The sequence below is a fragment of the Bacillus sp. FSL M8-0049 genome, assembly GCF_038593355.1.
GTDB lineage: Bacteria > Bacillota > Bacilli > Bacillales > Bacillaceae > Bacillus > Bacillus safensis.
This window is the reverse complement of record NZ_CP151986.1, coordinates 3,098,042-3,121,081: the sequence shown is the minus strand read 5'-3', so window position 1 is coordinate 3,121,081 and position 23,040 is coordinate 3,098,042. Positions and strand designations below refer to the sequence as shown.

Below are 23,040 nucleotides of genomic sequence, written 5' to 3'. Positions count from 1 at the left end.
AGATGATTTTCAGGATTTGATGGATGCACTCGCTATAGTTTACAGTGATACAAATGACGAAAACTCCCCGCTCTAAAGAAACATAGAGCAAGGGAGTCATTAGGCGGAATGTTCGGATGATGGGGAGGTGGATTTGGTTCTTACACGTTGAGATAAAAAGAAACCAAGAATGCCTGCACCCATTAATACAATAAATAAAGATTGAAAACCACTCATGATCCCAATCAATGTAGACGAAATGATACTGCCAAAATATCGAAAGGTAGAGAAAATGCCAGATGCTGAACCAGATAAGCTTTGATCAACAGACGTTAAAGAAGCCATCTGCATACTGGTCATCCCAATACCTGATGAAATTCCACCTGCGACAAGTGTCACGATAAGCAGTGGTAAGGTAGGGTACTGACTCAGTGTGATTAACATGATGCCTGATAAAGTGAGGCAGAGAAATGAAAAGCGAATCATTTTTTTCGCGCCTTTTTTCGGATGGAGTCTTGCCCCTAACAAGCCGCTAATAGACATGCAAAGAGAAAATACTGATAGAATAATACCGCTTTGTGTATGAGAAAGTGCAAGTTGTTGTTCCATAAACAGCGGCATAATTAGAAGAATGGCATACATCACAAAATTACTCAGCATGATCGACAGGTTTGCATTTGTAAATGAACTGTTTTTAAAAAGCGACAAATCGATGATCGGATTCTTTACTTTTCGTACATGTTTAAAGAATAAAGGAATGACGATCAACGCTAGAATTCCATAGATCAAGTATTCATTTAGCAATTGGCTTTTAGTGCATAGAATGAGTGTGGCAATCCCGATGGTTAAGTATATTGAACCAGTGATGTCTACATTTGCTTGTAAGCGTGTATGCTTTGTTTTCGGAATGAGTAATACGCCGGTAACAAGTGTAAGGAACAAGAATGGGATATTGACAAAGAATATAGAGTGCCAATCAAAACTCTGAATAAGAATCGAACCAATAAAAGGTCCAAGTGCGGCACCAATACCGGCTCCAAATCCAAAATACCCCATTGTTTTAGACAGTTTTTCGGGGGATACTGTTGCACGAATCAATGCAATGCTATTCGGTGTTAAAATAGCACCGCCAGCTGCTTGAATGGAACGAAAAGTGATGAGAAAAGCTAGATTAGGTGCTAAAGCACATCCAATCGAACCAATTAAAAAGAGCATGACCCCAATTAAATACATTCGCCTGTGTCCGTATATATCTCCTAACTTACCAGCAATAGGTTGAGTGACTGCCATGACAATAAGGTAAATCGTGACAACCCAAGTGATGTTTGCAAGAGATTGATCATAATAAGTTGATATGGATGATAGAGCGACAGCGATCATCGTTGAATTGACGGGAACTAGTATAGCGCCAAGCAACAAAGAATAGATGATGAAACTCTCTTTTTTTAACCTCAATGTGTATACCACCTTTTGTAAAAAAGAAGAATTCCACCCTTTAAGCGGGAGAAATTCCTCTCATGAAAATGTGTGTGCATGTTTCAATAAAATCTTCTTTTTGTGTGAGAACAAGTTGAAAATCTTGCTCTAGCTGCTGAATGAAAAATCCGAAATACGTACTAATGAAAATGTCTGCATAAATGTCTTCATTTCCTTTTAATACATGATGCTGGGCACCCATCTTTTTGAAATATTGTATGAGCATTTCTCTCAATTCTTGAGGGTAAATCTTTTCATGACTGGTTAAATCCTTAAACATAGCCGGTTCTCGCATGCTGATATAAATAAATTCTTTTTTGGAAGTCAAATCTTCAAGGAAATAGGTACCGAGAAACTTCAAATCGGTGTATAAATCGCCTTTGAATTCTGCTTCTAGGGTTTTTGTCGGTGTTGATTTCATTTTCATAATGGCAGCAATGACGCCGCGTTTGTTTTTAAAGTTGCGAAAAATAGTTGCTTCACTCACATTCGCTTTTGTCGCTATTTCTTTGGTTGTTGTTTTTTGATAGCCCTTTTCAGTTAATAAATCCATTGTTGCGCGAATGATTCGTTGATTTGTAGATTTTAACAAGCATACTCACCTCAGGTTATGAATGTGTTTGCAACAAAGTAAGTATACCGATAAAACCTATGACCGCCAATATCATCCAAAATGATAAGTTTATACACGCGAATGCTGCTTTAAAATCTGAATGCGTCCATTGCTGCCATCTACTGTCACAAGGTCACCGGATTGAAGTGTTTCAGTTGCTATTCTAGTACCTAAGACAGCTGGTATCATATACTCTCTTGCGATAATAGCTGAATGAGATAAAATGCCTCCAGCATCGGTGATGACTGCTTTTGCATCTCTAAATAAGCTCGTCCATAAAGGTGTGGTCGTTTTACAAACTAAAATATCATCCTTTTGAAATTGTGAGAATTCGTCAGCACATGTAATGACTTTTACTCTTCCAGAAACAATACCGCTGGATGCGCCAATTCCATGGATCACATCGTGTGTGTTGTTTTCATTTTCTCTTAATGAACCAAGCATTCTTTCTACTTGCTGCAGTTCAGCTTCAGTTGGTGTGCCAATGTAAGCCGGTGGTTGAATGTCTTCATTTTCCTTCATTTCTATCTTTCTTTGCTGGATAACCGAATTAAATGAGATAGACGTTGTGAGCGCTTTTTGTACCTCTTCATCGTAGAGATACCAAAGATCTTCTTGATGAGGAATAGCTCCTTTTTGTGCAAGAAGCTCACCAATTTTTAATAGATATACCCGGGCTTTTGCATCTAACATCGCATCAATGTAGAAGTGGTGGTCATCTCGGATATTCGCTGCTTGAAGGGCAAATTGATACAGCGTCTCAAATTTTGTTTTAAACGATTCATCCTTCACTTGATTGATAAAATGTTTATACGTCTCTTGTCTTTTGATAACTGCTTTTGCAAATTCTTCATCAAAATCACAATGGCAATGGATATTATTTCTGATGATATCTAATATAAACTCTGGGTTTTCTGCCCAAGTCTCATCTGTAAGGTCATGACTTTTAATAGATCGCCAGCCGTAAACTTGGAGAAAACCCTCCAATTTCGAAATGAAATGCCTTCCTTTTTCCGAGTGATTGAGCGCATGTAACAGCTCCGAGTTCTTTTCATGATGAATAAATGCTTGGTGAAGTTCTGGATCTTGAAGGACATCCTTTGCGATATCAGATAGCACCTTGTCTGTTTCAAGAGATTTGTTCATCACACCTATCATCATTTCATGAAGCAAGACGACTTGGGTTTGGTCACCAGTATACGTGACAAGCATGTCTTCAATGATGGCTGATAGAATGACTTGTGGTATGACGATATCAAAATGATCATCATATGCTTGGATATAAAAATCCTTTAATTCTTCAAAGCCAATGATGGCTTTTTCAATGGTCATAGGTTCATTCATTTGGCGATCGAGTTTTTCGTAAAATGGAAAGAAATTTTTCTCTAGAATCTCATACATCCGTTCACTTAAATGTGGAAATAACTCAAATATACTTTCATCAAAAACGGGTGCAGCTCCCTCTTCCGCTTGTGGCAGATCCGGTGCTGAGTATAGGTGGCCTCTGTAAAGCTTAATATCTTTGATGTTCATATCAGGTACTTGATACTTTTCTCCATTTTTCTTCATCCCGCTTTTTAAGGCTGGTATGATCAGACTTGAGAAAAGAGGGCTCGTTGGACCAGGCATATGATCATCCATTGAAATCCAGAAATCCTGAAGCTCTTCTGGTTTCATTTGAAAAGAAGCACCTGCTGTTTCATTTACTGCTTTTGGAAGAGCTGTAGTAATCGGCCTTGCTTGAAGTAAATAAAACGACCCACCTGCAATTCCAAATTCGATATCGACTCCATGTCCGTAAAGTTCTTCTACTTGTTTCGTGATTTGTGTGATTTCTTTCAATTGATCATCGTTCAGGCAAAACTGGCCAGCCATTTCCTCCGATACTGGCTCCTCGATGACACCCTCTTGGAAAGGAACAATTTGCAGCTCTTTCGCCCCAAGTGTTTTTTCAATTGAAAAGTTCTCTTTATCTACAATAAACGTGTCTGGTGTCACAAGACCGGAGACAATTGCTTCTCCCAATCCGTAGCTTGCGGTCAGCATCATTTCATTTGTTTTCCCCGATACGGGATTCTCACTAAAGATGACACCGGAGACGTCAGAATGGATCAATCCTTGAACGACAACGGCCATGAGCGGCATCTCTTCCTCGTTTTCATTCATCTCTTCCTTATATTCTGTGACCCTCGCTGCAAAATAAGAAGACCAGCATTCTTTGACTGCCTGTAAAAACTCTTCATTTGTTTTGATATTTAAATAGGTCTCGTACTGTCCTGCAAATGAGGCGCCTTCGAGATCTTCAGCAACAGAAGAGGATCTGACTGCAACTGAGGGGTAAGTCTTCCGCAAGGATTGAAAGGACGAAAGCAGCTCTGCTTCCATTTGTAAAGGAAAAGATGCTTCTTTGATTTTTTGAGAAAGGTTTTGTTCTGCTGGCTGCAGATTGTGATATGAAAGAAAGCTTGCAAAGCTGTTGGTTTTGATAATAAATCCATCTGGGACTGGCAGGCCGTGATTGTTTAATTTGATTAAATTCAGGCCTTTTGCCCCTGCGAGTGATGCGGATTCTTCAGCCGCATGAAATAAAACTGAATACATGGGAATGCCCCCTTATCCAAATAGCCAATGGTTTGTATGTCTCTCTATTTTTCAAAATGATAGTGCGCACTATCATTTTAATCATAGAATTGATTGGATGTTATTGTCAAAGACGGAAAGACCTATCTTTACAAAGGGGACAATCTCACTAATTTCCTTCTTCTTCTACAACAAAAGTCTCCGAACATGAAGAAAAAAGGCGAAATTGAAAACTGTGAATTGTTCAATATGCCAATCTTTACTATAATCAAGGAAGTAGACCATGAAGAGGGAGGGTTTTTGTGATTACAAAAGCCATATTTGCACTAGTTTTTCCTTTCCTGCTCGTTATTTTATTTTCAAAGGTTACTTACAATCATTACGTGGGCATTGCGTTAACAGCAGCGCTTTTATTTGCTTCGTACATGAAGGGATATACAGAAACCTACTTTATTGTGGGATTAGATATTATTTCTTTAGTAGCTGGGGCTTTGTTTATGGCTAAGAAAGAAATCGAAAAAAGAGAGAAAGCTGAAAAAAATCAATGATGTCATCGCCATCAAGAGCATGATGGCTGAAAATTGACATGTTTTAAACAAGAGCTGTGCTTACGATTTCTAGTAAGCGCAGCTTTCTTTTTCTGCCCATCGAATATCTCACTCCAAAATGTTCCATACTGAAAGGAAGGTTTTCTTAAGAGGGTTATTTGCCATGGGAGAGAGGGTATGACTGTATTGGAAATAAAAATCAAGTAAGAGCCGAACTTTAGTTCGTATTTTTGTGTTCTTTTATGATAATATATTCATTAGATAGATTTCGTAAACGAAACGGAGGCTTTGATGTGAGTGACCGCTTTGAATTAGTTTCTAACTATCAGCCCCAAGGAGATCAGCCAAAGGCGATTGAAAAGCTTGTTGAGGGGATCCATCAGGGGAAACAGCATCAAACGCTGTTAGGTGCTACAGGTACGGGAAAGACCTTTACTGTCTCCAACCTGATCAAAGAAGTGAACAAACCGACACTTGTCATTGCGCATAATAAGACACTTGCCGGTCAGTTATACAGCGAATTCAAGGAATTTTTCCCTAATAACGCTGTTGAATATTTTGTGAGTTACTATGATTATTATCAGCCAGAGGCATATGTGCCTCAGACCGATACATTTATTGAGAAGGATGCCAGCATCAATGATGAGATTGATAAGCTGAGACACTCGGCTACGTCCTCGTTATTTGAGAGAAGAGATGTCATCATCATTGCCAGTGTGTCCTGTATTTATGGCTTAGGTTCGCCAGAGGAATACAGAGAGCTTGTGCTGTCTTTGCGTACTGAAATGGAGATTGAACGCAATCAGCTTCTTCGTAAGCTGGTGGATATTCAGTATTCTCGTAATGATATAGATTTTCAGCGCGGAACCTTCCGAGTCCGAGGAGACGTCGTTGAGATTTTTCCTGCTTCACGAGATGAGCATTGTATCAGAGTGGAGTTTTTCGGTGATGAAATTGAACGTATTCGTGAAGTGGATGCGCTGACTGGAGAAATACTTGGTGATCGTGATCATGTGGCGATTTTCCCAGCATCTCACTTCGTCACAAGAGAAGAAAAAATGGAAAAAGCCATTATCAATATTGAACAAGAGCTAGAAGAACAGCTTGAAAAGCTTCGTGAAAATGGAAAATTGCTTGAAGCGCAGCGCCTTGAGCAGCGGACAAGATATGACCTTGAGATGATGAGAGAGATGGGCTTTTGTTCAGGAATTGAGAACTACTCAAGACATCTGACCTTGCGTCCTCCTGGTTCAACACCTTACACACTGCTTGATTATTTCCCAGATGATTTTATGATTGTTGTCGATGAGTCGCATGTGACGATTCCGCAAATCCGCGCCATGTACAACGGGGACCAAGCTAGAAAGCAAGTGTTGGTTGATCACGGATTCCGCCTGCCATCAGCACTTGATAACAGACCGCTCACCTTTGATGAGTTTGAAAAGCATATCAATCATATTGTCCATGTATCAGCAACGCCTGGTCCGTATGAGCTTGAGAAAACACCAGAGGTTGTGGAACAAATTATCCGTCCAACAGGATTACTTGATCCAATTATTGAAGTTCGTCCGATTGAAGGACAAATTGATGACTTAATTGGAGAAATTCATGCACGAGTTGAGAAAAATGAGCGTGTGCTCGTGACCACACTGACGAAGAAAATGTCTGAGGATCTCACAGATTACTTAAAAGAAATCGGAATCAAGGTGAATTACCTGCATTCAGAGATTAAGACCCTTGAGCGGATTGAGATTATCCGTGATCTGCGTCTCGGTAAATATGATGTACTTGTTGGAATCAACCTTCTTCGTGAAGGACTGGATATTCCAGAAGTGTCGCTCGTGGCCATTTTAGATGCGGATAAAGAAGGCTTTTTGCGCTCTGAAAGATCCCTCATCCAGACGATTGGCCGTGCAGCGAGAAATGCAGAAGGCCGGGTCATTATGTATGCAGACAATATGACGAAATCGATGGACATTGCGATTCAAGAAACGAAGCGAAGACGAGAACAGCAAGAAGCATATAACGAGAAATTCGGGATTACCCCGCAAACGATCCATAAGAAAATTCGAGATGTCATTAAGGCAACAAAGATACATGAGGATTCGGAAGAATATGAAACAAAAGCAGCACCAAAACTTTCGAAAATGAGCAAAAAAGAACGAGAAAAAGTGATCGAAAAAGTCGAGATGGAAATGAAAGATGCAGCAAAAGCGCTTGATTTTGAAAAAGCAGCAGAATTAAGAGATCTATTGCTAGAGCTAAAAGCGGAAGGATGATTGCCTGATGGCTATGGAACGAATAGAGGTGAAAGGTGCTAGAGCCCACAACCTTAAAAATATTGATGTGAATATCCCGCGTGACCAGCTAGTAGTCATTACGGGATTATCTGGTTCAGGAAAATCGTCGCTTGCCTTTGATACGATTTATGCAGAAGGTCAGCGCAGGTACGTTGAATCTCTTTCAGCGTATGCACGCCAATTTCTTGGGCAGATGGATAAACCAGATGTAGATGCCATTGAAGGTCTTTCTCCGGCGATTAGTATTGACCAGAAAACGACGAGCCGAAACCCTAGATCAACAGTTGGTACTGTTACTGAAATTTATGATTACTTGCGTCTTTTGTATGCTCGAGTCGGAAAACCTATTTGTCCTATACATGGGATTGAAATTACGTCACAAACGATTGAGCAGATGACAGATCGTATTTTAGAGTATCCTGAAAGAACGAAATTACAAGTGCTTGCGCCAGTTGTATCCGGCCGCAAAGGAACACATGTGAAAGTGCTTGATCAAATTCGGAAGCAGGGCTATGTACGAGTGAGAGTCGATGGAGAGATGGAAGACCTTTCAGAAGATATCGAGCTTGAAAAGAACAAGAAGCATTCCATTGAAGTAGTCATTGATCGAATTGTCGTGAAGGAAGGCGTTGCTGCTCGGCTGTCTGACTCCCTTGAAACGGCTCTGCGGCTGGGCGAAGGCCGAGTGATGATTGATGTGATTGGACAAGAAGAGCTGTTATTCAGCGAACATCATGCTTGTCCGCATTGCGGGTTCTCTATTGGTGAACTTGAGCCGAGAATGTTTTCATTTAATAGTCCTTTTGGTGCCTGCCCGAGCTGTGATGGGCTCGGTTCAAAACTGGAAGTCGACCCTGAGCTTGTCATTCCTAATAAGGATCTGACTTTACGGCAGCATGCCATTGCACCATGGGAGCCGCAAAGCTCGCAATACTATCCGCAGCTTCTTGAGGCTGTTTGTACACATTATGGCATCGACATGGACATTCCAGTGAAAGATATCCCATCGCATTTATTTGATAAAATTTTATATGGAAGCGGATCTGAACGGATTTATTTTAAATACGAAAATGATTTTGGACAGGTACGTGAAAATGAAATTGAGTTTGAAGGCGTTCTTCGTAATATTGAACGGCGTTATAAGGAAACCAGCTCTGATTATATTCGTGAACAAATGGAAAAATATATGGCCAATCAGCCATGTCCGACATGTAAAGGATATCGTCTGAAAAAAGAAACGCTGGCGGTTCTCATCAATGGCAAGCATATCGGAGAAATCACCGATTTGTCTGTCTCTGATGCCCTTGATTTCTATGAAAAAATTGAGTTGTCTGAGAAAGATTTGCAGATTGCCCAGCTCATTTTACGTGAAATCAAAGAGCGTTTGTCCTTCTTAAATAATGTGGGATTAGATTATCTGAATTTGAGCCGGTCCGCTGGCACACTATCAGGCGGAGAGGCGCAGCGGATTCGCTTGGCAACTCAAATCGGCTCAAGGCTGACAGGTGTTCTTTATATATTAGATGAACCATCCATTGGTCTGCATCAGCGCGATAATGACCGGTTGATCGGGACGTTGAAAAACATGCGCGACATCGGGAACACACTGATTGTCGTGGAGCATGATGAAGATACTATGCTAGCCGCTGATTATTTAATAGATATTGGACCTGGAGCAGGAGTTCATGGGGGAGAAGTGATTTCAGCTGGAACGCCAGAAGAAGTCATGAAGGACCCGAAATCATTGACAGGACAATATTTATCTGGTGAGAAATTTATCCCGCTGCCAATTGAGAGAAGAAAGCCTGACGGCCGCTATATTGAGATAAAAGGTGCAAAAGAAAACAACCTGAAAAACGTGAATGCGAAGTTTCCTCTTGGCGTTTTTACAGCTGTGACCGGAGTATCCGGCTCAGGGAAAAGTACGCTTGTGAATGAAATTCTATTAAAATCACTTTCGCAAAAATTGCACAGAGCGAAAGCGAAGCCAGGGCAGCACAAAGAAATCAAAGGAATGGATCATTTAGATAAGGTCATTGATATTGATCAATCTCCAATTGGCCGTACACCAAGATCCAACCCTGCCACGTATACAGGTGTCTTTGATGATGTGCGGGATGTGTTTGCACAAACCAACGAAGCAAAGGTACGAGGCTATAAAAAGGGCAGATTCAGTTTTAACGTTAAAGGCGGGCGCTGTGAGGCGTGCCGCGGGGATGGCATCATTAAAATTGAGATGCACTTTTTGCCAGATGTGTATGTGCCTTGTGAAGTGTGTCACGGGAAACGTTATAACCGCGAAACACTTGAGGTCACATATAAAGGGAAAAACATTGCTGATGTGCTTGAAATGACCGTAGAGGATGCACTCCAATTTTTCGAGAATATCCCGAAAATTAAGCGGAAGCTTCAAACGATTTATGATGTGGGGCTAGGATACATTACACTTGGACAGCCTGCAACGACATTGTCCGGAGGAGAGGCGCAGCGCGTGAAATTGGCATCTGAGCTTCACCGCCGTTCAAACGGAAGGTCTCTTTATATTTTGGACGAGCCGACAACAGGTTTGCATGTGGATGATATTGCCCGTTTATTAAAAGTGCTTCAGCGTTTGGTTGAAAATGGAGATACGGTGTTGGTCATTGAGCACAACCTTGATATTATCAAGGCTGCTGATTACCTTGTTGATCTCGGACCAGAAGGCGGTGCAGGCGGCGGAACGATCATTGCCTCTGGCACTCCTGAGCACATTGCAAAAGAAGAAGCATCTTACACAGGTCAATACTTGAAGCCTATTTTAGAGCGTGACCGTAAACGCATGAAACAACTGGTTAAAGAAACGGAAAGTGTGACTTCTTCATAAAGAAAACCCCTCGATAAGAGGGGTTTTCTTTTATTGCACATCTTCCTTCGGCATTAAATTACTGAGGTGCGTTAAATCCTTTAAAATATGGGTGCTGCTGCTGTCGAGCAGTACCTTTAAATAACGGATATCACCATACTTTGGATGAGACGGATGAATGGTCTCAAGCTCCTTGATCATATCGCTGTTCATGCTTTTCTGTTTCTGTATAAGGTCTAAAAGCGTTTGAGCCGTGTGGTTTGAATTATGATGATCTGTCAAAATAATTACCCCCTATAATGATAATCACCATCTTTTCAACATATTTTAAAGGGTAATCTGTGAAGAATCTACTCTTAGGTGCAAAAAGAAATAATTTGTGTCTAAGGTCATATGTAAATCGAATGATTTTGAAACTTTTTATACGCAATAAACGTATGAGTTAGAAAGGAATTTTCGTTATGAAGGAGCGAATATATATGAATAGAGATCAGTCGATTATTGCTTCTATTTGTTATTTTAGTGTATTGTTTATGCCGTTTATCGTACCGATCGTGGCGTTTTTTGTAGTAGATCAAAAGGAAACGAAGCGGCACGCGATGCGGGCATTATGGTCACATCTTTTGCCAGTCGCAGCGTGCATTCTGTTGGTTTTTGGGTCTATCCCATTTTTATTGGCGACACAGGCAGGCGACTCGCTCATTCCAGTCATGACGGTGTTCATCTTGTCTTTTTTAGTAGTTATTGGCTTTTTGATCTCTGTCATTTGGAATATCATTCAAGGTATTAAAGTACTTCAATCCATCAAATCTTAGGAGGGCTTTGTATGAATGAAAAAGAACGAATTTTAAAATTAGTAGAAGACGGGATATTATCAGCAAAAGAAGCAATTACGCTGCTGGAAAAACTAGAAGAAAGTCAGTCAGTCTCATTAGAAAAGTCTACAGCTGAGCACACCTTTCATGAAGAAAAAGCTGGAGCAGATAGCAAAGGAAATGGCACCGAAAATCTTGGTGCAAAGCTGTTTGGCTGGTTAGATTCTGCGGTGAAAAAGGTAAAAGACGTGGATCTTGATTTGAACTTTGGACAGTCCGTTGATGTTGAGCACATTTTTCAGTTCAAAGATGCATCGCTTTCTCATTTAGATATTCAATTGGCGAACGGCAGTCTCAACGTGATGCCTTGGGACGATCGAGATATTCGAGCTGAGTGCCATGCGAAAATCTACCGTGCAGAGGATGGAGAGCAGGCAAGACAGCAATTTCTCAATCAATTGGACTGCGGGCTTGAAGGAGATAAATTTTTTATTCGAACCGAAAAGAAGACGATGAAAGTCAATGTTACATTATACGTACCTCGTATCCAATACGATAAGATTAAGGTCAAGCTGTTTAATGGACCGATTCGCGGGGAAAAGCTAAAGACAAAAGAACTTGCCGCGAAAACGACAAATGGGGTTGTCTCTTTTGCTTCGTTACAAGCAGAAAAAGTCGGAATTGAAACAGCAAACGGACAAATCAAACTGGCAGATCATGAGTGTGGTATGATTGAAGTAGAAACCATCAATGGGCTCATAGACCTGCGTGGGAAAAGTGAATCAATTGATGCCCAAAGCTTTAATGGAAATATTGCTGTTCAGCTGTCAGATGAAAAGTGCCGTTCCATCTATGCGAAAACGACAACAGGCAGTGTGGACGTTCAAATCCCGCGTGCTTGTGCAGTGACCGCTGAGCTGAAAAGCAATCTCGGGTCTATCTCTCACGATTTACTTGATGCAGAGATGATTAAAGAGAAAAATGAAACATTACAAAAAGAGAAAATGATCAAAGCCAATCAACAAGCGGTGCACAGTATATCCATTTTTGCAGAAACAAAAACAGGCTCAATACAAGTAAAGCACCAATCAGACAAGGAGTGATTCTACATGAAGAAGCTTTATCGTTCAGCAACAGATAAAAAAATAGCGGGTGTTGTTGGTGGACTTGCAGAATATTTAAGTGTGGATGCATCCCTGCTTCGCATTTTAACCGTCATCATCGGATTTTTGACAGCATTTATGCCGATCTTCCTGATCTACTTCATCTGGTATTTTGTTGTTCCGGAAGAAGGCACTAAATAAATGCTTAGATGGATCGTCAGTATTTTAGTAAATGCATTACTTTTAATCGTCATTGCTGGATATTTTGATTCGGGCATTCTGCCTGGACTCGGGAGCGTGTATATTGAAGGTTTTGGCGCAGCCATTGTGGCAAGTATCATTTTGTCCTTGCTCAATATTTTAGTGAAGCCGTTTTTGATCATTTTAACGCTTCCAGTGACCGTTCTTTCACTAGGATTGTTCTTATTTGTCATCAATGCGATTACACTCATGATGACATCGAGCTTTATGGGAGATAGCTTTAACATTGATGGATTCGGAACGGCCATTTGGATGGCTGTCATTTTATCCATTTTCCATCTGTTGATACAAAAAGGAATTGTAGAGCCGTTAGCGAAAAAAAGCTAACGGTTTTTTTGTGCAAATTTGCATCGTTTCTCCGTTCCATCTGACATAAAAACGACCTTCAGGAGACACAATATCCGAAGGGAGGCGGTGCAAGATGGTGAACGTGAGCAGACAAATCATGCTTTTATGTTTTTTTATCATTCTTTTTTGTTTCAGTCAGCCTGCTTCAGCAGGACCTTTTCTTCAAACAGAAGTGAATGTACCGGACAAGCCTTTTTCGCCTTTTAACTTTGACCAATTTCATGTGGACGTCCGCCCGGTTCTAGGAAAAAGCCATGATCTACAGTTTCGTGCGTCCATTAGTGACCAAGAACAGATTTTGTCTGCGAACTTGTATTATAAACAAAGTGATGAACTGGGGTACCGCTTGATTCCAATGGAACGGCTGCCAGGGATGAAGCCAGAATTTACAGCGAAAATTCCGCCAGATCAATTATGGAATCCAACCGTTCGTTACTATACAGAGTTCCTAACGCAAAAATCAGTCATCAAAACGGCAGAGAAATCGGTTCATTTAAATGGATTTGAAGAAGATCTTTCACATATTCCGGACTTATTCATCACAGAAATTGTCGTCAATTCAAAAAACCGAAAAGGCAAAGATGCTTTTGAGTTTATCGAAGTGTATAACACGACACAGGCGCCTATCTCTCTTAAACATTATCAGCTCCGCTACCGCAATCCTGCACAGGGAATTGAAATGGATGATGTATATTCCTTTCACACAAATCCAGTCACCATTTCACCTGGAAAACCTTATGTATTCTGGCTGAGAAAAAAAGGGCAGGAGCATTTAACGGCAGCGGACTTTAATGCCATGTACAAAAGCCAATTAAAAGAGGGCGAGCATCTATCCATTATCGAGAGCAAAGGGCTGTCCAACTCAAAATCTCGTCTTGTTTCGATCACAACAAATATAGGTGAAGAGATTTCTTCTGCCGCATTTCGTTTGAAGCCATCATGGTTTAGTGAGCATAAATCCTTGCTGTTTAAGTATCCAATGGATGGTACTACGCAGACGAAGCTGATTTCGAAAATTGAGGAAGAACCCACTCCAGGTAAAGTGCTAAAAGCACAAATTCCAACTGAAAAAAAGGAAATTTCTCAAGATATCCATAAACCTGTGATTGAAGATATGACGGTAAGGAAACCGGTGAAACCCACTGAAAGTGTAGAGATTAAAGCAGATGTCCAAGATGATCAGGCTGTAAAAACCGTCAAGCTGCGCTATCGAACGAATCGAAAAGATCCGTTTAAGGAAATACTGCTGCAAAAAGACCATAATGACCGGTTATTTCATCATATTATTTATTCACCTGAGTTGATTGGGAAAGAACAATTGGAATATCAGCTTGAAGCGTCAGACGGCGAAAATGAAGCCAAGACGTTGAAAAAAACGATTGATGTGGAGCAGGTCAGTAAAGCCCACGGTCTGCGATTCAATGTAGAAGAGGGAGATACGGTATCAGGTTTATTTTCATTAAAGGCAACGTCTGATCAGAAAAAAAGCATCGAATTACGGATAGATGGAAAACGGAATCAGCAAGTATCCTCTGCCCTTGAAGCAGATCCATATATCGCATTTGATGTCAAAGGAACAAATTTATATTTTAAAAATGGTGTGTCTATAGGTAGGCGTTTACTTTCTATTTTTGATGATTCGACAAAAGTGTACCGTACCTATACAATGCCAATACCCGAAGAAGAGATAAAAAAGGCAGGTCTCCAAACGATCTCTTTTCACGCTGGTACAAAGTCTTCTCCGGTGGACCGGCTGCCTGGAGAGAATCATGATGATTTTGAATTGAAAAACGTCAGGATGATCTTATCAAATGGAACACAAATTCCGCCAATCAATGCGAAGCCGCTAAAAGAATGGAGAATGGGAGACAGCGGGAACGCAAAAAAGGTGAGAACGTTTCAATTTGAGATTCCGAAAGAGGCGTATGTTTCAACCTATATAAAGTGGGACACAAAAAGGCTGAAAGAAGGGCCGCACCTGATTGAGGCCAAAACCTCAGACGAGCACGCTTCAGTACGTGTGAAAGTTGATAACACTGGGCCGAGAATTAAGACCAACGTACAAGCAAAGGATCAATATAAAGGCGCCTTTACATTAAAAGCAAAAGTAACGGATCGCTGGAGTGACATAGAGGAGTTGAAGGCATATGTAGATGGCAAACCAGTTTCTTTGCCATATCAGACGTCCTCTAGTGAATTAAAGCCTGGAAAGCACACGTTTACAATTAAAGCAAAAGACGCTGCCGGGAACATGTCGACGTTGAAAAAAGAGTTCAAGACGGTACATGAGCATCCTGAAACACCAGAGCGGGTGGCAGATAAGACGAAAATGAAATCATCAAAACAAACTGTGCTAACCAAGGATCCAACGAATGATAAGTTAGATTACTCTTTTTATCGTGCCTATCAATATACATCGCTGCATCCTTTAATGAAGATTTTTAAGTATGCAGCAGAGACAGAACCGCCTAAGAGTTATCTCCAAAAAGGAGAAATGATTTTTTCTGATCAAGAAAGGAACCGCATTGCATTTGTTGATGGGAAGTCAGTTGAAACGAAGGATTTACAGCGCTTTCCTTATCATCGTTTTCAAATTAAGGTTCATCATGATGTACGTGAAAAGGATGTCGTCGAAGCTGTATGGAAAGGGAGTTCCTTGTCAGGGAGAAAGGTGACAATGTACGCGTGGAATCACCAGCAGGAAAAGTGGGATAAAATCACTCATCACTTTGCCAAGGATCAAAAGGAATTTTACCTGAAAGGGCTGCTGTCAGTCAGACAGTACATGAAGAATCAAACGTTTGATTTGCTAGTACAGGATGAAATCAGCAAATCGCAAAAGCCATATAAGATGATATGGATGTCTGATACTCAATATTATGCAAAGAGCTATCCTCATATCTTTAAACAAATGGTCGAATGGATCAGAGATCAAAGGGAAAAATTAAACATTCAATATGTGTTCCATACAGGCGATATTGTGGATGATTCAAAGGATAAGCAATGGCACCGTGCTGATACGTTTATGCGTGTATTAGATGAGAATCACATTCCCTATGGTGTTTTAGCAGGAAATCATGATGTTAGACACAAGGATGGTTTATATGCGGAATACGGAAAATATTTCGGGGAAAAACGCTTTGCGGATAAGCCTTACTATGGTGAATCCTATCGAAACAATAAAGGTCATTATGATCTCATCTCTGCCGGCGGCAATGATTATATGATGGTGTACATGGGCTGGGGGATTAAGCAAGATGAAATTGATTGGTTAAACCGTGTCATTTCTGAGCATCCAGATCGTATCGTCATTTTAAATTTCCATGAGTATTTGTTAGTGAGCGGCAACCGAAGCCCGATTGGCGACCTCATCTTCCACCAAGTGGTGAAACGCCATCCTAATATTGTGGCCGTATTTAGCGGCCATTATCATGGAGCAAGCAGGAAAGTAGATGAGCTTGATGATGACCATGATGGAAAAGTAGACAGGAAAGTATATCAAATACTCGCCGATTATCAGTCAGGACCTGAAGGTGGTCAAGGGTTTATGAGGGTGATAACAGCCGATCAAGAAAAAAATCAGCTTCACTTTACGACATACTCACCTTACTTGAATCAAGAGCATTTTTATGATCCTAAAACGTATGGAGATCAAGATGAATTTTCAATCGATGTGGATTTGACACCGAAAATGAAATCTGTCAAAACCAATTATTTTGAACTCAATGTGTATACGAATGTTCTTCTAGGAGAGGCTCGAGGCATAAAAAGCGGCAAAAAAGCAAGCTTTGAGTGGAAGGGCTTAAAGCCAAATGAAGATTATTATTGGTACACTGTAGCAAAAGATCGTTTTCAAGGAAAAGCCATTTCACCAATATGGAAAATTCATACAAAAGATGATGACGAAATAAAATTTCTTAGGAAATAAAAAAACAGTGCTCCGTGTCAGGGGCACTGTTTATCTTTCCATTGTATGAATGAGCTTGTAACGATCCCCTCTATAAACGGAAACAACATACTCAAATGGAATGTCTTGTTGAAAAAAAGTCGTTCTTGTTATGGACAGCACAGGGTCTCCTGCTAGAATAGACAGCAAGTGTGCTTCTTCCTTTGAGGCAACATTGGCTTCAAGCTCCTGTTTGGCATGAGCAATGACATGGCCAGTGTGAGTTTCAATATATTCATATAAAGAGCCAGTTAAATGTTCCTTTGTTAAATCTCCTGCAAATCTTTCAGGTATATAGCTCGTTTCAATCGCCATCGGTTCATCATTTGCAAGGCGTATCCGTTTTAGTTCAAATACAGCATCACTATTAGTCAGCTGTAAGACGGGCAGCAAGTGCTCTGGACATGCGGTTTTTTTAAAGTCAATTAGCTGGCTTGATGCTTTGAGCCCACGCTGGCGCATATCCTCTGAAAAGCTTGTTAAGCCTTGAAGCGGCTGTTCAAATTTTTTCCGGCTAACAAAGGTGCCTTTTCCTTTTTGACGATACAAATATCCTTCGTTCACAAGATTCGATAAGGCTTGTCTGACAGTCATTCGACTAATACCAAAGCGTTCGGCATATTCTCTTTCAGAAGGAATGAGTGTATCAGGTGCTAATGTTCCATCCTCAATCTGCTTTTTCAAGTTCTCCATAATCTGATGGTACATCGGAATAGGTGACTGCTTATCAATAAACATGTGAAAATCCTCTCGTTTTTAGCGTAGTGATCCAGCTTCTCGATCAATCATAACCGTTACATCTTCATGAAGTTTCAGTGCAGACGCTGGGAAGTCCGGATGAATCTCTGCCTGTTCTAAATATTGTATCACTTTCGCTTTTGATTTTCCCGAAGCAAGAAGGAGAATCTTTTTACTTGAAAGAATGCTCGCGATTCCCATTGTGATGGCATGTGTAGGTACCTCATCAATAGAAGAAAAGAATCTTGCGTTAGCCTGTCTCGTGTTTTCATCTAACTGCACGACATGAGTCTTTGAGTTGAAAGGGGTACCTGGTTCGTTAAAACCGATATGCCCATTTTGACCGATTCCAAGGAGCTGAAGATCGATGCCGCCTACATCCTCAATGAGCTGGTCATATCTTAAGCATTCCTTTTCTAAATGAGCTGCTTTGCCATTTGGAAGAAAATACTGATCTTGAGGGAGATCAATATGGTCAAATAAATGACGTTTCATGTAGGTCATATAACTATTTTCGTGTTCTGGATTGAGTCCTGCATATTCATCTAAATTGATTGTTTTTGTTTGCTTGAAAGACAGTTGATTCTCTTGATGAAGTTGAATTAACTCTTTGTAAGTTTCAATAGGTGTACCGCCCGTTGCTAGGCCGAGTACGGCATCGGGTTTAGCAGCTATTGTCCTTGCAATAATGGCAGCTGCTTCTTTTCCTAATTGATCTTTGCTTTCAAATTCGATGATGTTCATGAGTGGTTGGCCTCCTTTTTTTCAAAGACGATTTGTCCATGGCAGATCGTCATGATCAGTTCACCAGATTCATCCCAAATCACCAAATCTGCTATTTTTCCAATTTCGATGGAACCGAGCTGTTGGTCAAGACCCAGTTGAGCGGCTGCATTAGTTGAGGTCATCTTCGCAATCTCTGTCCATTCACAATTTGTGAGCTGTTTCATCCGTTTGACGCCATCTTTCATTCGCAAAATTGATCCTGCAAGTGTCCCATCGTCCAGCAATGCTTTTTCGCCGCTGACTGTGACCGTCTGACCGCCAAATTCGTATGTTCCATTCCCAAGACCTTTTGCACGCATTGAGTCTGTGATCATGATCAAACGATCACTTCCTTTTGCCAAATACGCAAGCTTGATGGAAAGAGGGTGGGAGTGAATCCCATCTGTGATCAGCTCGGTATAAAGGTTCTCATTCGTAAGAGCAGCACCTACAGCATTCGGTTCACGATGCTGAAACGAACTCAGTGCATTATAAAGGTGTGTTACATGGCGTGCACCATGCTTAGCTGCTAAATTCATCATGTCATGATGGGCATTCGTATGTCCAATAGAAGGGATCATGTTCATTTCCTGTAACATGGAAAGGAAAGCAAAATCTGTGTCTTCCTCAGGCGCAAACGTGACAATTCGAATGAGCTGTTCAGAAGCATCCAGCCATTTTTTAAAAAGCGGAATATCGGGCTGTTTAATCCATTGAACAGGCTGTGCCCCTGCCTTATCTTTAGAAATAAATGGACCTTCTAGGTGGATTCCTATACATTGTGCCTGACTTCCTGCTTGTTCTTCATTACTTTGTTTCCACTGAGCGACATTTTTAAGTGCCTGCTCAATCTCATGATGGTTTTGTGTGATGGTTGTCGCTAAAAAACTTGTCGTTCCTTCGGACGGAAGGTTGTCAGCGAGTGTATTCATTGCTTCTGCTGTCGCATCCATCATGTCTGCACCATATCCGCCATGGATGTGAATATCAATCATTCCAGGGAGTAAATAAAAGTTTTCCCGGGAAATATATACTTTTTCATAATTTCCTGTCGGTGGAGATGTTGAAATATAGTCAATCTTGCCATCGCGTAAACCGACAAAACCGTTTTCAATGATCTTTGTCTTTGTCACAATATGAATATTGGAGAGCAATAAAGAACCGCTCATGTTTGAGCCCCCTTATTCGTTATCTTTACTTTAAGTTTACTCTTTTTAAGTATAGTTGTCTATACCAGTTAGGGCGGTCAAACAGGAACAGGATAAAATACTGTTTTGGGTTCATCATTGAAAGTGATAAAATAGAGCTGTATTTCTGAATCGCCTGTGATAAAAGGAGGAAGAAGCGTGCCGAAAGTTCGTACGAAGGACATAATGGAACAATTTCATCTTGAACTGGTAAGTGGGGAAGAAGGGATTAATCGTCCCATTACAATCAGTGATCTTTCCAGACCAGGTATTGAAATGGCTGGTTATTTTACATATTACCCAAAAGAAAGAGTTCAACTTTTAGGGAAAACAGAGCTTTCTTTTTTTGAACAGCTCCCAGAACGCGAACGAAAGCAGAGAATGATGTCTCTTTGTACAGATATTACCCCTGCCATTATTTTGTCACGAGATCGTGATGTCCCGAAGGAATTAATCGAAGCATCAAATGAAAATGGCGTGCCCGTTTTACGATCTAGCCTAAAAACGACAAGACTTTCGAGTCGATTGACCAACTTTTTAGAAAGTAAGCTTGCACCAACGACTGCTATTCATGGTGTGCTCGTAGATGTATATGGTGTAGGTGTATTATTAATTGGGAAAAGCGGAGTTGGAAAAAGTGAAACAGCCTTAGAATTAGTGAAGAGGGGACATCGGCTGGTCGCAGACGATTGCGTGGAAATCCGTCAAGAGGATCAGGATACATTAGTCGGGAGCGCACCAGAGCTGATTGAACATCTTTTGGAAATCCGCGGGTTAGGTATTATTAATGTGATGACCTTATTTGGAGCAGGCGCTGTTAGAAGCTATAAGAGAATTACGATTGTAATGAACCTTGAGCTTTGGGAACAAGGCAAACAGTATGATCGTTTAGGACTTGAAGAAGAGAAAATGCGCATCATCGATACAGATGTGCCGAAGCTGACGATCCCTGTACGGCCAGGTCGAAACTTAGCTGTCATCATTGAGGTGGCTGCGATGAACTTCAGGCTGAAACGTATGGGACATAATGCAGCAGAACAATTTACAAGTAAACTTGCCGATGTCATTGAAGACAATGGCCAGGATGAATAGGAGTTGACTATATGAACGAAGCAATTCAGCCAATTGATCCGATTGCTTTTCAGCTTGGACCTATTTCGGTTCATTGGTATGGTGTGATTATTGGGGTCGGGGCCTTGCTTGGACTCTGGCTCGCACTGAGAGAATGTGAAAAAAGAGGAATCGATAAAGATATGTTTATTGACTTAATCTTATTTGCCATTCCAATAGCGATTATTTGTGCACGAATTTATTATGTATCCTTCGAATGGGATTACTATCAGCAGCACCCAAACGAAATCATTAAAATTTGGAATGGTGGAATTGCGATTCACGGCGGGCTGATCGGTGCCGTGCTGACAGCCATCGTTTTTACAAAAGTGAGAAAGGTATCCTTTTGGAAAATAGCTGACGTCGCAGCACCTAGTATTTTACTAGCGCAGGCAATTGGGCGCTGGGGGAACTTTATTAACCAAGAAGCGCACGGTGAGGCGGTTTCAAGAACCTTTTTAGAAAATTTGCATCTGCCTGAGTTTATCATTAATCAAATGTATATTGATGGGACCTATTATCACCCGACGTTCTTATACGAATCATTATGGAATCTTGCCGGTGTTGTCATATTGATTTTACTACGCAGAACATCGCTGCGCAGAGGCGAAATCTTCTTGTCTTATTTAATTTGGTATTCAATCGGCCGTTTCTTCATAGAAGGGATGAGAACAGACAGTTTAATGCTGACAGAGCATCTTCGAATCGCACAGATGATTTCGATTGCGATATTCGTAGTGGCTGTTCTACTGATTTTCTTTAGAAGAATGAAAGGATACGCATCGATTCCGTATAAAGAGAACAACTCATCGAATTAAGCAGGGGGGATCATAAGAGATGGGAGAGACATGGAAAAACGGCTTGAAGGCAGGGCTATCGACAACTTGGACACTTGGCAAAGTCATCTTTCCAGTTACCATTCTCGTCAGTATCTTGCAGCATACGCCTGTAATGGGTTGGATCATACAATTCATTCGGCCATTTATGGGGGTGTTTGGTCTTTCGGGAGAAGCGGCTATTCCGCTTGTATTAGGAAATATGCTGAACTTGTATGCGGGGATTGCAGCCATTTTGACATTAGAGCTTCCTGTGAAGGAAGTGTTTATTTTGGCAGTGATGCTGTCCTTTTGCCATAACCTGATCATCGAATCGACAGTGGCAGCAAAGGTTGGACTGAGAGTGTCTGTGATTTTGTTGGTCAGAATCAGTCTTGCTGTTATTTCGGCTATTGTCATTCATCTCGTTTGGCAGGGAGGCGAGGAGCCGGCGCAATATGGACTACTGACGGCAGCTCAGGCGGCTGATGTGCCTTCCAGCTGGTACATGATCGTCCTTCTTGCTTTACAAAAAGCTGTACTCGGTGTGCTCCAGCTCGCCTGTATCGTCATCCCTCTCATGATCATCATTCAATTCATGAGAGATTTAGGGTGGCTTCATACACTGTCTAAGTGGCTGTCACCTTTTACTAGAATGCTTGGAATGAAAGAAAATACATCTATGACGATGGTGGCTGGATTAACGATTGGTCTGGCGTACGGAGCCGGCGTGATGATGAAGGCAGTGGAAGAGGACGGTGTGAGTAAAAAGGACTTAACTCTTGCCTTTATTTTCCTCGTTGCCTGCCATGCGGTGGTCGAAGATACGCTGATTTTTATACCACTTGGTATTCCAGTATGGCCGCTTCTTGTCATCCGCCTGATTTCTGCAATTTTATTGACAGCTGCTATTAGCTATATTTGGCGGAAGCGGGAACTTGCAGCTGTTAGAAAGGAAGCCATATGAACGAATCGACGATCAACACAGTGCTATTTGATTTAGATGGCACATTAATCAATACAAATGAATTAATTATTGCTTCATTTCAGCATACGCTGGATCATTATTACCCTGGTCAGTACAGCCGTGAGGATATTCTTCATTTCATTGGTCCGTCCTTGTTTGATACATTCTCTGCGATGGACCCTGATTTGACGGATGATATGATTCAGATGTACCGCACGTTTAATCATAAGCAGCATGATCTGCTTGTGACTGAATATGAGACCGTTATAGACACATTGAAAGTCCTGCAGGATCGAGGATTTAAGCTCGGTATTGTCACAACGAAGATACGGGATACGGTTTTAATGGGATTGAAGCTGACCGGTTTAGAGCCGTTCTTTGAGGTCATTGTGACGCTCGATGATGTGCAAAATGAGAAGCCGCATCCGGAGCCTGTTCAGCTGGCATTATCAAAGCTTGGCAGTGATCCGCATGAAGCGGTGATGGTCGGTGATAATTATCACGATATTTTGTCTGGTCAAGCGGCAGGGACAAAAACGGCAGGTGTTGCTTGGTCTATTAAGGGAGAAGAGGCGCTTTTAAAGCATCGCCCTGATTTCATGCTGAAGAAAATGAGTGATCTCCTGGCGATTGTTGGAGCTGATTAA

The 23,040-nt window shown here is 41.2% G+C and carries 19 protein-coding genes; 12 read left to right on the top strand and 7 right to left on the bottom strand.

Annotated elements, in window-relative coordinates; all coding sequences use genetic code 11:
* Window positions 1-99: 99 nt before the first annotated feature.
* The 3 genes from NSU13_RS16175 to NSU13_RS16165 form a co-directional block, all read right to left on the bottom strand.
* Window positions 100-1,434, bottom strand: a complete 1,335-nt coding sequence (locus NSU13_RS16175; protein WP_342489632.1) for an MFS transporter — start codon at window positions 1,432-1,434, stop codon at window positions 100-102.
* Window positions 1,435-1,474: 40 nt separating this feature from the next.
* Window positions 1,475-2,047 (bottom strand): TetR/AcrR family transcriptional regulator, encoded by a 573-nt coding sequence (locus NSU13_RS16170; RefSeq protein ID WP_046313085.1) that lies wholly within the window; start codon window positions 2,045-2,047, stop codon window positions 1,475-1,477.
* 90 nt (window positions 2,048-2,137) lie between these two features.
* On the bottom strand, window positions 2,138-4,669 hold the full coding sequence (locus NSU13_RS16165) for a PEP/pyruvate-binding domain-containing protein (protein ID WP_342489631.1): 2,532 nt from the start codon (window positions 4,667-4,669) through the stop codon (window positions 2,138-2,140).
* A 281-nt stretch (window positions 4,670-4,950) separates the two neighbouring features.
* Here NSU13_RS16165 and NSU13_RS16160 point away from each other — a divergent pair, with 281 nt between their 5' ends.
* From NSU13_RS16160 to uvrA, 3 genes are all read left to right on the top strand, one after another.
* Complete coding sequence (locus NSU13_RS16160; protein WP_034281059.1) at window positions 4,951-5,196, top strand: CsbA family protein; 246 nt, start codon at window positions 4,951-4,953, stop codon at window positions 5,194-5,196.
* Between the two features lie 293 nt (window positions 5,197-5,489).
* On the top strand, window positions 5,490-7,475 hold the full coding sequence (gene uvrB, locus NSU13_RS16155) for an excinuclease ABC subunit UvrB (RefSeq protein ID WP_024423583.1): 1,986 nt from the start codon (window positions 5,490-5,492) through the stop codon (window positions 7,473-7,475).
* Between the two features lie 7 nt (window positions 7,476-7,482).
* Entirely contained in the window at window positions 7,483-10,359 is a 2,877-nt protein-coding gene (gene uvrA, locus NSU13_RS16150) for an excinuclease ABC subunit UvrA (protein ID WP_034623782.1), read from the top strand.
* A gap of 30 nt (window positions 10,360-10,389) precedes the next feature.
* Here uvrA and NSU13_RS16145 read toward each other — a convergent pair whose 3' ends face one another.
* Window positions 10,390-10,620 carry a hypothetical protein gene (locus NSU13_RS16145; protein ID WP_034281058.1) on the bottom strand — a complete coding sequence of 77 codons (231 nt, stop codon included), beginning with the start codon at window positions 10,618-10,620 and terminating at the stop codon, window positions 10,390-10,392.
* 197 nt (window positions 10,621-10,817) lie between these two features.
* On the opposite strand from NSU13_RS16145, the gene NSU13_RS16140 reads away from it, so the two are divergent.
* The 5 genes from NSU13_RS16140 (at window position 10,818) to NSU13_RS16120 (ending at window position 16,793) form a co-directional block, all read left to right on the top strand.
* Complete coding sequence (locus tag NSU13_RS16140; protein WP_081124890.1) at window positions 10,818-11,153, top strand: DUF4870 domain-containing protein; 336 nt, start codon at window positions 10,818-10,820, stop codon at window positions 11,151-11,153.
* 11 nt (window positions 11,154-11,164) lie between these two features.
* Window positions 11,165-12,256, top strand: coding sequence for a DUF4097 domain-containing protein (locus NSU13_RS16135; RefSeq protein ID WP_342489630.1), 1,092 nt, complete (start codon window positions 11,165-11,167; stop codon window positions 12,254-12,256).
* Window positions 12,257-12,262: 6 nt separating this feature from the next.
* Window positions 12,263-12,457 (top strand): PspC domain-containing protein, encoded by a 195-nt coding sequence (locus NSU13_RS16130; RefSeq protein ID WP_024423578.1) that lies wholly within the window; start codon window positions 12,263-12,265, stop codon window positions 12,455-12,457.
* On the top strand, window positions 12,458-12,844 hold the full coding sequence (locus NSU13_RS16125; RefSeq protein WP_024423577.1) for a phage holin family protein: 387 nt from the start codon (window positions 12,458-12,460) through the stop codon (window positions 12,842-12,844). It abuts the gene before it with no gap.
* Between the two features lie 94 nt (window positions 12,845-12,938).
* Window positions 12,939-16,793, top strand: a complete 3,855-nt coding sequence (locus NSU13_RS16120; protein WP_342489629.1) for a metallophosphoesterase — start codon at window positions 12,939-12,941, stop codon at window positions 16,791-16,793.
* Between the two features lie 30 nt (window positions 16,794-16,823).
* On the opposite strand, the gene NSU13_RS16115 is transcribed toward NSU13_RS16120, so the two are convergent.
* Genes NSU13_RS16115 through nagA form a run of 3 tightly spaced genes read right to left on the bottom strand, consistent with a single transcriptional unit; the run spans window position 16,824 to window position 19,483 of the window.
* Complete coding sequence (locus tag NSU13_RS16115; protein ID WP_061110132.1) at window positions 16,824-17,549, bottom strand: GntR family transcriptional regulator; 726 nt, start codon at window positions 17,547-17,549, stop codon at window positions 16,824-16,826.
* Between the two features lie 18 nt (window positions 17,550-17,567).
* Window positions 17,568-18,293, bottom strand: a complete 726-nt coding sequence (gene nagB / locus NSU13_RS16110; RefSeq protein ID WP_061110131.1) for a glucosamine-6-phosphate deaminase — start codon at window positions 18,291-18,293, stop codon at window positions 17,568-17,570.
* A complete protein-coding gene (nagA, locus tag NSU13_RS16105) occupies window positions 18,290-19,483 on the bottom strand; it encodes an N-acetylglucosamine-6-phosphate deacetylase (RefSeq protein ID WP_061110130.1) in 1,194 nt (397 codons plus the stop codon). Before nagA ends, nagB begins: the two co-directional genes overlap by 4 nt.
* Window positions 19,484-19,660: 177 nt before the next feature.
* On the opposite strand from nagA, the gene hprK reads away from it, so the two are divergent.
* From hprK to ppaX, 4 genes are read left to right on the top strand one after another with little or no spacing between them, the layout of a single operon-like run.
* Complete coding sequence (gene hprK, locus NSU13_RS16100) at window positions 19,661-20,593, top strand: HPr(Ser) kinase/phosphatase (protein ID WP_024423572.1); 933 nt, start codon at window positions 19,661-19,663, stop codon at window positions 20,591-20,593.
* Between the two features lie 11 nt (window positions 20,594-20,604).
* The gene (gene lgt / locus NSU13_RS16095; protein WP_061110129.1) at window positions 20,605-21,429 is read left to right on the top strand and encodes a prolipoprotein diacylglyceryl transferase; all 825 of its coding nucleotides are present in this window, start codon (window positions 20,605-20,607) and stop codon (window positions 21,427-21,429) included.
* A gap of 19 nt (window positions 21,430-21,448) precedes the next feature.
* The gene (locus NSU13_RS16090) at window positions 21,449-22,393 is read left to right on the top strand and encodes a nucleoside recognition domain-containing protein (protein WP_070326061.1); all 945 of its coding nucleotides are present in this window, start codon (window positions 21,449-21,451) and stop codon (window positions 22,391-22,393) included.
* The gene (ppaX, locus tag NSU13_RS16085) at window positions 22,390-23,040 is read left to right on the top strand and encodes a pyrophosphatase PpaX (protein WP_024423569.1); all 651 of its coding nucleotides are present in this window, start codon (window positions 22,390-22,392) and stop codon (window positions 23,038-23,040) included. Before NSU13_RS16090 ends, ppaX begins: the two co-directional genes overlap by 4 nt.